Genomic DNA, 13,069 nt, shown 5'->3' with positions numbered 1-13,069 from the left:
GGCGACCCCCCCCCCCGGTGCCGCCCGGCCGCCCGCTCCGCCCGGGAGGGGCCCCGGCCGGTGACGTCAGGTCATCCGCCACGAACCGGAGCGGGCCCGGCCGGTGACGTCAGGGCACCCCGCTCAGAACCGGAGCGGGCCCGGCCGGTGACGTCAGGGCACCCCGCTCAGAACCGGAGCGGGGCCGGCCAGGTGTGCACCGGCTGGTCGGTGAAGGCCAGGTCGCGGTAGCGCGCCAGCATGGACGCCCGGGCGCCCGGCTCCTCTCCCAGCGCGGCCAGCGCCTCGCGCTGCCAGACCGCTCCGGTGCGGCGCAGCACGACGCGCTCACGGATGATCGAGAGCAGCCTGGACGCCTCGGCGTCGTCCACCCCGGCCGCCGCCAGGCCCTCCGCGGCCACCGGCAGCAGTCCGAGGACCAGCTCCGCGGCCGGGGCGGGGTCCGTACGTCCCGGCCAGGCGAGCGTGGCGTCCAGCCCGTTGCGGGCGGCGCGGTAGAAGTTGCGGTAGGCGTCGGCGAAGGGGAACCCCTCGATCCAGTCGGGCCCGGCCGCCGTCGCGACCACGAGCCCGAGCAGGAGCGCCGCGTTGGCCGCCATGTCCGCGCAGGTGGGCCCGGCCGGCAGGGCGCGGAGCTCGACGCGCAGGTGCCCGCCGCCCGCAGGGTCGTAGACGGGCCGGTTCCACTGCCACACCGTGCCCTGGTGGAGCCGCAGCTCCGCGAGCCGGGGCACGCCACCGCCCCGTACGGTCGTGAGCGGGTCCTCGTCGTCCATCACGGGCATGACCGGCTCGTACTCGCGGACACTCAGCTCGAACAGCTCCTCAGCGCCGCTCACGACCCAGCCTGAGCCGAAGCACACGCGGCCGTCCACCCGCCACGGGCGCTCCATGTCACGGTCGTCCGCCGAGGCCTCGAACAGCGCGATGCGGGTCTCCTCCCACAGATCGCGGCCGAGGAAGGACGGGGAGTTGCCGCTGACCGCGAGCACCGGGCCGATGGCGAGCTGGGCGGCGTTGTACACGCGCGCGAAGTCGGCGGGAGGCGTGCGCAGGTGCACCTGCCAGGAGGTGTTGGCGCTCTCCAGGATGACGTCCTCCACCTCCAGCTCCAGGCGCTCGACGCCGTGGATCTGGACGCGGAACGGCTCGGCGCGCACCCGCCGCATCCCCCGGCTGAGCGCCCGGTAGCGGGTCTCGTCGCTCAAGGCGTCGCGGGTGAAGTCGAACTCGCTGAGCGTGGGCAGGATGCCGATGGGCACCACCCGGCCGCCCTGCGAGCGGGCGGCCTTGTCGACCAGGAGCATCAGGTCGCGCGCCTCGGCCGCCAGAGCCGTGAAGGGCCGCCCGGCCAGCGGCAGGGGGGTCAGGTTGACCTCCAGGTTGAAGCTGCCCAGCTCCAGGACCACCCGGTCGTCCCCCGCCGCCGCGCGGACCTCCTTGTTGCGGCGCAGCGGGCGGCCGTCCCCGTCGATCAGGAAGAGCTCCAGCTCGGCGCCGACGGTCGCGGGCCCGGCGCCGAACGCGGGCCTGGTCAGCAGCTCGCGAAGCGCCAGGAGGGAGTCCTTCAGGCGCTCCCCGAAACGCCCGTACTCCGCCTCGGAGAACCGCTCCTTGGCCACTTGCTGTCCCATCGCTTCCCCCACAGGTGCAGGTCCCGGTCTCCCCCTCCCTCTCCCGGGGAACCCGTTTCATGCCTCCTACCTCGGCGCGCGTGCCTCGCGGAGCGCGGCGAGCCGCTCGCGGTAGCGCTCCACGCCCGCGAGCTTCACCTGCTCGTACCCCCGGATGAGGTCGGGCAGCCCGGCCAGCTCCACCGCCCGCTCGTGCGTGGTGGCGGTGAGCCCTGATACGCACTCCTCGACCAGGGCGGCGTACTCCTCGACGAGCCCTCTTTCGACTTTACGGAGGTGGGCGTGGCCGAAGGGGTCCCAGGGGGTCCCGCGCAGGCCGCGCATGGCGTACAGGAGCCGGAACGCCGGGCGGAACCACGGCCCGAGGGAGATCTTGCGGCGCAGGCCGATCGCCCGCAGCAGCGGCGGGTGCAGGCGCCAGCGCACCTTCGCGCCGGCCCCGAAGCGCTCGTCGATGTCCGCCTGGACCGCCGGGTCCAGGCAGAGCCGCGCGACCTCGTACTCGTCCTTGTAGGCCATCAGCTTGTGCAGGTGCCGCGCGACGGCCTCGGCCAGCGTGGTCTCCCCGGTCACCGCCGCCTCGGCCTCCCGGACCCGCCCGACGAGCTGGGCGTACCGCTCGGCGTAGCGGGCGTCCTGGTAGGCGATCAGCTCGGGCACGCGCACGGTGACGAGCCGTTCGAGCTCGCTTCCCGGCTCGGCCTTGACCATGTCGATCAGCGCCTCGGCCTCGGTGCCGGGCGTCACGGGCGTGCCGGCCGGCTCGCCGGGCGGCGAGGCCAGGAGGCCCGGGTCCCCGGGGGCGTGGACGACGTGCCTGCCGAGCCGGAAGGCCCGCATGTTGGCCGCCACGGCGACGCCGTTGAGCTCGATCGCGCGCTCCAGCGACGCGGCGGAGACGGGCAGCGCCCCGGCCTGGTACGCGGCGCCCAGCAGGACCAGGTTGACGTGCTGGTCGTCGCCGAGCAGCCGCCCGGCGAGCTCCTGCGCGTCGATCACCACGGAGTCCTCGCCCCGGGATGCCGACACCACGCGGTCCACCACGTCGTTGGCCCGGGGGAAGGCCAGGCCCGGGTCGGCGACCATGCGGCCGGTCGGGACCTCGGCCGTGGAGAGCACCGTGACCGTCCGCAGGGGCGACGCCACGGCGAGGTTGGCCGCGTCGGCCGCGACGAGCAGGTCGGCGGCGAGGTAGAGGTCGCAGCCGCCCTCGGCGATCTTGTTGGACTCCTCGGCCGGCTCGGTGGTGATCTTGACGTCGGAGACGACCGCGCCGCCCTTCTGCGCCAGGCCCGTCTGGTCGAGGCTCCTGACGTGCCTGCCGTCGAGCGTCGCCGCGACCGAGATGATCTGGGCGAGCGTGACCACGCCCGTACCGCCGACCCCGGTGATCCGCATGGCGAACCGGTCGGCCGGCACACTCGGCACCGGCTCTGGAGCCTCCTCCGGCGGCTCCCACAGCCGGGCGGCCCTCGGCTTGCGCTCGCGGGCGTCCCCGGCCGGGGTGACGGTGAGGAAGGACGGGCAGTCGCCGTCCAGGCAGGAGTAGTCGACGTTGCAACTCGCCTGGTGGATGCGGGTCTTGCGGCCGAACTCCGTCTCCACCGGCTGCACGGAGAGGCAGTTGGACTTCGCCCCGCAGTCGCCGCAGCCCTCGCAGACCCGCTCGTTGACGACCACCCGCGTCGCGGGGGCCACCGCCTTGCCGCGCCGTCGCTTGCGCCGCTTCTCTGCCGCGCACTCCTGGTCGTGTACGAGCACGGTGACGCCGTCGACGGCGGCCAGCGTCTCCTGCGCCCGGTCCAGCAGGTCGCGGTGCCAGACCTCGGCCCCGGCCGCGAGCCGTACGCCCCGGTAGCGGGCCGGGTCCTCGGTCGTGACGATGATCTTCCGTACGCCCTCGGCGGCGAGCAGGCGGGTGATCTCGGGGACGGCCATGCCGCCAACGGCCCGCTGGCCTCCGGTCATGGCCACCGCCGAGTTGTACAGCAGCTTGAAGGTGATGCGGCTGCCCGCCGCCACCGCCGCCCGTACGGCGAGGCTGCCGGAGTGCAGGAAGGTGCCGTCGCCGATGTTCTGCACGAGGTGGTCGCGGTCGAGGAAGGGCTCCATGCCGATCCACTGCGCGCCCTCGCCGCCCATCTGGGTGAGCCCGCTGACCTCGCCGGCCTGCGACTCGTCCATGAACAGGACCATGGTGTGACAGCCGATGCCGGCGCCCACCAGCGTGCCCTCGGGCACCTTGGTGGAGCGGTTGTGCGGGCACCCCGAGCAGAAGTACGGCGTGCGCGGCATGACGGGGAGAAGCTGGATGGACTCCCTGCGCGCACGCGGCGGCGGCTCGACGCCGAGGCGCCGGGCCAGCCTGCGGGCGATCAGGTCGGGTCCCAGCTCGCCGCCCATGGGGAACAGCGCGCGGCCGTCCTCGTCCGACTTGCCGAGGACGGCGGGACGGCCGGGAGTCGCGTACAGCAGCTCCTTGATCTGCTGCTCGACGAACGAGCGCTTCTCCTCGACGACCACGATCTCCCGGAGCCCCTCGGCGAACTCCCTGACCGTGCGGCCGTCGAGGGGCCAGGGCATGCCGAGGCGCAGCAGGCGGATCCCCCGGCGCTCCAGCTCGTCGTCCGCGAGGCCGAGCATCGCGAGCGCCTCCCGCAGGTCGAGGTAGGTCTTGCCCGCCGCCACCAGCCCGATCGTGTCGCCCGACCGCCCGGCCGTGACGCGGTTGAGCCCGTTCTCGTGGCCGTAGGCGCGGGCGATCTCCAGCCGGGCGAGGTGCGCCGAGCGCTCCAGCTCCAGCGGGACCGGGTTCAGCATGCGCGTGGTCGGCACGTGGCGGTACGGCCGGCCGTCGAGCTCCACGTCGGGCAGCACCGGCCACGGCCGTTCGGCGGGAAGCTCCACGGTCGCCGACCCGTCGGCCACGTTGGTCACGATCTTCATGGCGGCCCACAGGCCGCTGTGCCGGGACAGGGCGAACCCGTGCAGGCCGAGGTCGAGGATGTCGGCGGGGTCGGCCGGGTAGAGGATCGGCAGCAGCAGGTCGGCCAGCGCCGCCTCGGAGGCGCAGGCCACGGTCGAGGACTTCGACACCGGGTCGTCCCCGACGAGCGCGAGCACCCCACCGTGGCGGTGGGTGCCGGCCAGGTTGGCGTGCCTGATGGCGTCGGTGGCGCGGTCGAGGCCGGGGGCCTTGCCGTACCAGATCCCGAAGACCCCGTCGTGGCGGAAGCCCGCGAGGGTCGCGGCGGTCTGCGTACCGCCGACCGAGGTGGCCGCCAGTTCCTCGTTGAGCCCCGGCCGGTGGAGGACCTGGTGCTCGTCGAGCAGCGCGCGGTTGCGTCCCAGCTCCAGGTCGTAGCCGCCCAGCGGCGAGCCCTGGTAGCCGGAGACGAACCCCGCCGTGTCCAGCCCCGCCTCCCGGTCGCGCCGCCGCTGGTCGAGCGGGAGCCTCACCAGTGCCTGGATGCCGGTCAGGTGGACACGGCCTTCCTTGCGGCCGTACCGGTCCTTGAGCCGGAAATCCACGTGCGCCTCCTTGAATTCGTTACATCCACGATCCTCCTGATCGTCCCGCAGGCGAATCGGATGATCGACAGAAACGTACGCGGTTCTTGGAGCCGAAGGCCCTTGACAGGGTGGACGGAGGTCCGCCGAAAGCCTGTTCCCGCTCGACGCGGGCGCCGGTGGCCGCGCGGAGTGAGAACGCGATCACCTGAAGCCATTGACTCCGCCCACCCGAGTCGGTATGCCTGGACAACGCCATTTGTTGGGTGAGGGCCCCTCGTGGGGAGGCGGTGGCAATGCGCGTGCTCGTGCACGCCTACCCGTGGGACGTGATCGGCGATCCGCTGTTCACCGGACGGGTGCAGGCGCTCGGCTGCGACGGGGTGAACCTCGCCGCGAGCTACCACACGGTCAGGGCCGCGACTCCCTGGCATCCCGAACGGGCCTATCTCGACGCCAGGCACTCCGCGCTCTACCGGCCCGTCCGCGAGGAGGCATGGGCGGGCAGGCGCCTGGTGCCGGCCACTGCCGGCTGGATGGACGAGCCCGACTCCTTCGGCACGGCCGCGCGCACCCTCACCGACGCCGGGGTCCCGGTGACGGCCTGGATCGTGCTCACGCACAACTCCCGCCTCGGCGAGGCGCATCCGGACGTCGGCGTGGTCAACTGCTTCGGGCAGCCCTATCCCTGGGCGCTGTGCCCCTCGCACGCCGAGGTGCGCGAGTACGCCGCCACGCTGGCCGCCGAGGCCGTACGCGATCTTCCGCTCGCCGGAGTGCTCCTGGAGGCCTGCGGGCAGCTCGGGGCCGACCACGGTGGCCACCACGACAAGACGGACGGCGCCTACGACGCGCGGGCCCGGCGCATGCTGTCGGTCTGCTGCTGCGCGGCCTGCCAGGCCGCCTGGACCGAGCGCGGCGTCGACGCCGAGCGGGCCGTGCGCGACCTGCGCGCCGCCGTACGGTCCCACGAGCACGACCTCGACCCCGCCATGACGGCCACGCTCCTGGCCGTGCGCCACGAGGCGGCGGACGAGCTGCGCCACCAGGTCGTCGAGGCGCTCCCCGGGCTCAAGGTCGGCCTGCACGCCAGTCCCGACCCGTGGGCCACCGGCGCCAACCCCGGGCTCACTCCGCACGCGGGCAAGGATGTGGACATCGTCGTGGTGCAGTGCTGGCCGACGGGTCCCGAGTCCCCCGACAGGGTGCGGCTCGCGCACCACATGCTGCCCGAGGAGGTGGCGGTCGGCGCCTACGTGACCGTGCTGCCTCCGGTACGGCCCGAGGAGACCACCGCGCACGTCCGGCGGCTGGCCGAGGCGGGAGCGCAGGAGATCCACCTCTACCACGCGGGCCTCGCCGGGCCCTCGCGCCACGGCCTCCTCGCCGACGCCACCCGCGCTGCCGTCCTCTGATACCAGGCCACCCCCCGATATCGTGATATATCAGGATACGAGGTGGTGACCAATGCAGCGTCTGACGCCTGAGCGGTTGAGAAGCCACCGGTGGTACGGCACCGAGAGTCTCCGGTCCTTCAGCCACCGCGCCAGGACCCGCCAGCTCGGCCTGTCCGCCGAGGAGCACCTGGGCAGGCCCGTCATCGGCATCCTGAACACCTGGAGCGAGCTCAACCCCTGCCACATCCACCTGCGCGAGCGGGCGCAGGACGTCAAGCGCGGGGTGTGGCAGGCGGGCGGGTACCCCGTGGAGCTGCCGGTGATGTCGCTGTCGGAGACCTTCCAGAAGCCGACGACCATGCTCTACCGCAACCTGCTCGCCATGGAGACCGAGGAGGTCCTGCGGTCCTACCCCGTGGACGCCGCGGTGCTCATGGGCGGGTGCGACAAGACCACCCCGGCCCTGCTCATGGGCGCCATCAGCATGGACCTCCCGGCGATCTTCGTGCCGGCGGGGCCGATGATCCCCGGCAACTGGCGCGGCGAGGTCCTCGGCAGCGGCAGCGACATGTGGCGCTACTGGGCCGACAAGCAGGCGGGGCTCGTCGGCGACGCCGAGATGAGCGGAGTCGAGGAGGGCATCGCCCGCTCCCCCGGCCACTGCATGACGATGGGCACCGCCTCCACCATGACCTCGGTAGCCGAGGTGCTCGGCATGACGCTGCCGGGCGCGGCCTCCATCCCCGCGGTGGCCTCCGCCCACAACCGGATGGCCGCCGCGACCGGCAGGCACGTCGTCGAGATGGCGTGGGAGGACCTGCGCCCGTCGGCGATCCTCAACGCCGAGGCGTACGCGGACGCCGTCACCGCCGTGCTGGCCCTCGGCGGCTCGACCAACGCCGTCATCCACCTCGTCGCCATGGCCCGCCGCAGCGGCGTCGAGCTCGCGCTCGACCACTTCGACGCGGCCTCCCTGCGCGTTCCCGTCCTCGCCGACCTGCGGCCGAGCGGCACGTACGTCATGGAGGACTTCTACCTGGCGGGCGGCCTGCCCGGCCTGCTGAGCCGGATCACGGACCTGCTCCACCTCGACCGGCCGACCGTCACCGGACACACCCTCGGCGAGGTGCTCGACGGGGCGGCCGTGTTCGACGACAAGGTCATCAGGACGCGCGGCAACCCGTTGTCCGCCGAGGGCGGCCTCGCCGTCCTGCGCGGCAACCTCGCCCCGGACGGCGCGGTGATCAAGCACGTCGCCGCCGACCCCCGGCTGCTCAAGCACACCGGGCCCGCGATGGTGTTCGACGGGCACCGCGACCTGATGCGGCGGATCAACGACGAGAGCCTGCCGATCACGGCCGACTCGGTGCTCGTGCTGCGCGGCGCGGGACCGCGCGGAGGCCCAGGGATGCCCGAGCACGGCATGCTCCCCATACCGGACCGGCTGCTCAAGACGGGGGTGCGCGACATGCTGCGCATATCCGACGCCCGCATGAGCGGCACCAGCTACGGCGCCTGCGTGCTGCACGTCGCACCGGAGTCCCACGTCGGCGGCCCGCTCGCCCTCGTACGGGACGGGGACCCGATCACCGTGGACGTCGGGGCCCGGCGCCTGTCCCTCGACGTCCCCGAGGAGGAACTGGCACGACGCCGCGCGTCCTTCCGGCCTCCCGAGACGGTGTTCCGGCGCGGGTACGGCTCGCTCTACGACGCCCACATCCTGCAGGCGAACGAGGGCTGCGACTTCGACTTCCTCGCCGGCAGCGGAGGCGCCCCCGAACCCGACACGGAGTGAGACGCGGGGCGGCTCGCGGCGGGGGACGGCGTGGGCGGCGGGGGTGAAGGTGCGCGACGATATACCGGTGTACAACATGGCAGACGATCCGGTCCTGCGGCCGGTCGCGAGGGCGACCACGCGCACCGATCTGGTCGCCGACTCGATCCGGGCGGCCATCCTGTCCGGCCGGATCAGACCCGGCGAGACGCTGGTGGAGCGCCGGCTCGCCGAGCAGCTCGGCGTGTCCAAGACCCCGGTGCGGGAGGCCCTCATCGGGCTCGCCTCGACCGGCCTCGTCGTGATCAGTCCCAACCGCGGGGTCAGCGTACGGGTGCTGGACGCCGCCGACCTGCGTAAGGCCCAGGAGCTCCGCCTGCTCCTCGAACCGTGGGCGGTGGCGGGCGCCACGCGGACGGCCCGCCCGCAGACCGTACGCGACGCGCAAGAGGCGCTGGAGGGGGCCCGTGAGCTGCTGTCGGGGGACGACCCGACCTCCCTGAGCCTGGCCAACCGGCGCTTCCATCGCGCGCTCTACTCCGGCTGCGACAACGAGCTGGTCACCGCTCAGCTGGACAACCTGCAGGACCTCACCGCCGTCGGCACCGTCACCGTGCTGTGGAGGCACTGGCCGACCTGGCGGGAGGAGTTCGCCGAGCACGAGGCCATCCTCGCCGCCGCGCGGTCGGGCGACGCCGCCCTGGCCGAGCGGCTGACCAGGGCGCACATCAAGCGTTCCGTGACCCACCTGTCCCGCGACCCCGTCGAGAACCCGGCCCGGCGCCGCACCTGAGCCGGTGGGGGCCGTGCTCGGTTCAGCCTGCGCCTTCACCGCCGGGGAGGGTGTCGCGGTACCGGCGGAGGGTGTCCTCGTCGGGGGGATAGGTGCCGCGCAGCGGGGCGCCCGCCGCCACCTCCGCCTGGATGAAGTCCTCCAGGCGCTCCTGCTCCAGGGCGTCGCGCGCCACCTGCGCCGCGAGGTGGCGGGGCACGCAGACGACGCCCTCGGCGTCGGCCACGATGATGTCGCCGGGGTAGACGGGCACCTCGGCGCAGCCGATGGGGACCTGCAGGTCGACGGCGTGGTGGCGCGCGAGGTTGGTGGTCGCGCAGACCCCGGCGGCGAAGGCCGGCAGCTCCAGCTCGGCGAAGTACGGCGAGTCGCGCACCGCGCCATCGGTGACCAGCCCGGCAGCGCCGCGCCGCAGCAGGCGGGTCGCGAGGATGCCGCCGATCGACGCCGCGCGGGTCTGGCCCCGGCAGTCCATGACCAGCACCTGCCCCGGGCCGACCGACTCGACCGCGAGCCGCTGCGGGTGGTCGTAGTCCCTGAACACCGACAGCACGTCCAGATCCTCGCGCGCGGGGATGTGGCGCAGGGTGAACGCCTCCCCCACCATCCGCGTGTGCGCCGGGTTGAGGGGGCGCAGCCCGGCGAGGAAGGTGTTGCGCAGCCCCCGCGCGAACAGCTGCGTGGTCACCGTCGCCGTCGACACCTTCCGCAGCGCGTCGAACACCTCCGCCCCGATCTCCCCTGCCATCTCCACCTGTCCCGCCCTCCCGGACTTCTCGACGTGTCCCGCGTCCCCGGGCGTCCCGGCCCTCGCCTCCTGTCCGGTCGGATCGGCCTGCGGCTTTGCTACGGGGGTCTCGGCCTGCGGTCCGGCCCGATCGGTCATGACGCGCCGACCGGGAGCCGCGGGCCACCAGAGTGGCGTACGCCGGCCCGTCGACCTGCCCGAGCCCGTCGAACGGCGTCACCGGCACGGTCACCACCGACGCGAGCGCCCGCCTGACGTCATCCACCATCGAGATCTCCCCTTCGTGGGCTGTTGAGATCTGGTATATCAGTACATCATCACGTCCCTGGTCGGTCCGGCGAGGTCGAGCAGCGCCTCGCCGTACGGCCCGCGGCCGAGGACGCCCACCGCCTCGCCGGCCCTGGCCCGGCCGCCCGTACCGGCCGAGCCGACCGTGCTGAGCGGGGCTCACGAAGAGATTGAAATCGGTTTGAACCGGGTCTCAGAGCGCCGCGTACCTCCGTCCGTACGCACATGCAGACGACATAGGAGGCCTGATGCGGCCACGCATCGTCACGCTCTGCGCTGCGGCACTCGTCCTGGGCATTTCCACCGGCACGATCCCGGCGCACGCTGAGTCCACGCAGTCCAAGGAGTCCACCAAGACCACCACTCACACCAACACGCGATTCGCCGAGCTCCCCCTGATCTCGGACGTGGCGGGCAAGGCGGACGTCACCGACCCCAAGCTGGTCAACCCCTGGGGTCTCGCCATGGGCAAGACGCTGTGGGTCTCCAACGCGGGCACCGGCTCGGCGACCGTGTACTCGGGCGGGGCGAGCCAGCTCACCAAGGAGAAGACCGAGGTCGCCATCCCCGGCGGCACGCCGACCGGCCAGGTCTTCAACGGTGAGGAGGGCTTCGAGATCTCCAGCAAGGGCGTTTCTGGCCCGGCGACGTTCATCTTCGCCAGCCCCAGCGGCGCCATCACCGGCTGGAACGCCGAGGTCAACCCGGGCAGCGCGATCATCGCGGCGTTCACCCGCAAGGCCGACTACAAGGGCCTGGCGATGATGCGGACCAACCACGGCTCCTTCCTCCTCGCGGCCGACTTCGCCCACAACCGGATCCACGTCTTCGACGACGACTTCAGCCGCGTACGGCTGTCGAGGTGGGCCTTCGTGGACCGCGGCCTCCCCCGCGGCTACTCGGCCTACAACGTGGAGATCGTCGGAAACGCCGTCTACGTCGCCTACGCCAAGCGGGACCCGGAGACCGGCAAGTCGATCGCGGGCAAGGGCCTCGGCTTCATCAGCCGGTTCAACGCCTCCGGCCGGCTGACCGCCCGTGTCGCCGCCCGTGGCGCGCTCAACGCCCCCTGGGCGATGATCGCCGCACCGCAGGGCTTCGGCCAGTACGCCGGGGCGCTGCTCGTCGGCAACTTCGGTGACGGCTGGATCAACGCCTACAACCCGAGGAACGGCCGCTACCTCGGCCCGCTCCGCAAGGCCGACGGCAAGGCCATCGCGATCGAGGGCCTGTGGGACCTGGAGCAGGGAACCGCCGCCAGCGGTGGCGAGAACGCCCTGTGGTTCTCCGCCGGAATCCAGAAGGCCCAGCACGGCCTGGTCGGCCTGATCATGCCCGCGGACGCCGCGAACACCACCGCCACACCGTCCTCCTCTCCGAGCGCGTCGGCCTCGCCGACCGCCTCACCGACTTCCTCCTCCAACTCTTCGTACTAGCCAGAAGGGGGTGGGCGACCACCGGGACACTCACTCAGAGGGCTCCTTGAAACAGAGGATTCACATCTTTCCAACAGTTCAGCACGACCCGCCCGAATGAGCGGAAGTCGGCTGCGGGGTGGCGCGCCCCGCAGCCGGCTTTCGGTCGTTCGGACATCCCGCTCTCCGGGGGTTGTCCGGCGTCCCCCGGCTTCCGCGTGCCGGGCGGGCGGTCAGCTCAGCCGATGGCGCAGCTCACGCCGCCGAGGGTGAAGGACGCCGGCTTGCCGGTGTTACCCGTGTGGGTCGCCTGGAAGCCGAACCCCGTCGAGGCGCCCGGCGCGATGGTCGCGTTGTAACTGACGTTCTTCGCGGTGACCTGGCCGCTGGACGGTGAGACGGTGGCGTTCCACGCGGAGGTGACCACCTGCCCGCTTGGCAGGGTGAACGCCAGCGACCAGCTGTTGATCGGGGTGGTGCCGGTGTTGGCGAGGGTGACCTCGGCGGTGAACCCCGTGTTCCAGGTGTTCATCGTGTAGGTGACGCGGCAGGGTCCCGAGGCCGGAGGCGGGCTGACGGTGGGCGTGGCCGACGGGGTCGTCTGCGGGGTCGGCGGGGGCGTGCCCGACGGGGTGGCCGACGGGGTCGTCTGTGGAGTCGGCGGGGGCGTGACCCCGCCCGCGAGACCGAAGAACTGGATGGCCGCCGCGGCCATGCCGCTCGCCGGCAGGGTGTGCGCGGCCCCCTGGACGCTGATCGCCTCGACCGGGACGATGGTGCCGTTGCCGCCGTAGCGGGTACGGGTCCAGGTCGGCTGCGGGTGGTCGGTCAGCGAGGCCGTCTGGGTGAGACCGTGGACGTTGGTCCACTGCTTGATCTCTTCCTGGAAGTTCGGGTAGCGGAGGGTCGGGTCCTCGGTGCCGTGCCATACCTGCATCCGGGGACGGGCGCCGCTGTAGCCGGGGTAGGCCCCGCGCACGAGGTCGCCCCACTGCTGCGGGGTCTTGGTGATGGTGCCGTTGGCGCACGCGCTGTTCCAGCTGGAGCCGTCGGTGGTGGCGAAGCATCCGAACGGCACGCCCATGAAGGCCGCACCGGCCTTGAACACGTCCGGATAGTCGCCCAGCAGGACGTTGGTCATCATGGCGCCCGAGGACGCGCCGGTGACGAACACCCGATCGGGATCGCCGTTGTTGTGCTGCTCGACGTACTTCACCATCGAGACGATGCCCACGGGATCGCTGCCGCCGTCGTGCTTCAACGCCTGCGGCGAGGAGACGTCGAAGCAACTGCCGCTTCTGGTCGCGGACGGGTAGACGACGATGAACCCGTACCGGTCGGCGAGGGAGGCGAACTCCGTTCCCGAGAAGAAGGCCGGGCCGGAGCCCGTGCAGTAGTGCACGGCGACCACGATGGCAGGCCGCGCCGCCACCGAGTCCGGCACGTACATGTGCATCCTCAGGCCGCTGGGGTTGTTGCCGAAGCCGGTCACCTCGGTCAGCGACGCGGG

8 protein-coding genes are annotated in these 13,069 nt (G+C 72.6%); 4 read left to right on the top strand and 4 right to left on the bottom strand.

All coding sequences use genetic code 11. The annotated features are described in order from the left end of the window. Positions 1-167: 167 nt before the first annotated feature. Both AB0B89_RS22770 and AB0B89_RS22765 read right to left on the bottom strand, forming a co-directional pair. Entirely contained in the window at positions 168-1,634 is a 1,467-nt protein-coding gene (locus tag AB0B89_RS22770; protein WP_358556171.1) for a glutamate--cysteine ligase, read from the bottom strand. Positions 1,635-1,700: 66 nt separating this feature from the next. Then, entirely contained in the window at positions 1,701-5,165 is a 3,465-nt protein-coding gene (locus AB0B89_RS22765) for an indolepyruvate ferredoxin oxidoreductase family protein (protein ID WP_358556168.1), read from the bottom strand. Positions 5,166-5,440: 275 nt separating this feature from the next. Between AB0B89_RS22765 and AB0B89_RS22760 the strand changes: the two genes are divergently transcribed. From AB0B89_RS22760 to AB0B89_RS22750, 3 genes are all read left to right on the top strand, one after another. Then, entirely contained in the window at positions 5,441-6,559 is a 1,119-nt protein-coding gene (locus AB0B89_RS22760; protein WP_358556165.1) for a hypothetical protein, read from the top strand. A 52-nt stretch (positions 6,560-6,611) separates the two neighbouring features. Beyond that, entirely contained in the window at positions 6,612-8,336 is a 1,725-nt protein-coding gene (araD, locus tag AB0B89_RS22755) for an L-arabinonate dehydratase (protein WP_358556162.1), read from the top strand. Between the two features lie 76 nt (positions 8,337-8,412). Then, on the top strand, positions 8,413-9,108 hold the full coding sequence (locus AB0B89_RS22750) for a GntR family transcriptional regulator (protein WP_358556193.1): 696 nt from the start codon (positions 8,413-8,415) through the stop codon (positions 9,106-9,108). A 22-nt stretch (positions 9,109-9,130) separates the two neighbouring features. Here the strand turns inward: AB0B89_RS22750 and AB0B89_RS22745 are convergent, their stop codons facing one another. Continuing rightward, positions 9,131-9,994 carry a ribonuclease activity regulator RraA gene (locus AB0B89_RS22745; RefSeq protein ID WP_358556159.1) on the bottom strand — a complete coding sequence of 288 codons (864 nt, stop codon included), beginning with the start codon at positions 9,992-9,994 and terminating at the stop codon, positions 9,131-9,133. Positions 9,995-10,392: 398 nt separating this feature from the next. On the opposite strand from AB0B89_RS22745, the gene AB0B89_RS22740 reads away from it, so the two are divergent. Then, on the top strand, positions 10,393-11,580 hold the full coding sequence (locus AB0B89_RS22740; protein ID WP_358556156.1) for a TIGR03118 family protein: 1,188 nt from the start codon (positions 10,393-10,395) through the stop codon (positions 11,578-11,580). A gap of 217 nt (positions 11,581-11,797) precedes the next feature. On the opposite strand, the gene AB0B89_RS22735 is transcribed toward AB0B89_RS22740, so the two are convergent. Further along, on the bottom strand, positions 11,798-13,069 hold a 1,272-nt coding region (locus AB0B89_RS22735; protein WP_358556153.1), incomplete at its 5' end, for a PHB depolymerase family esterase.

This window comes from Sphaerisporangium sp. NPDC049002 (genome assembly GCF_040649355.1).
Classification (GTDB): Bacteria; Actinomycetota; Actinomycetes; order Streptosporangiales; family Streptosporangiaceae; genus Sphaerisporangium.
This window is presented reverse-complemented; position numbering and strand designations above follow the sequence as displayed.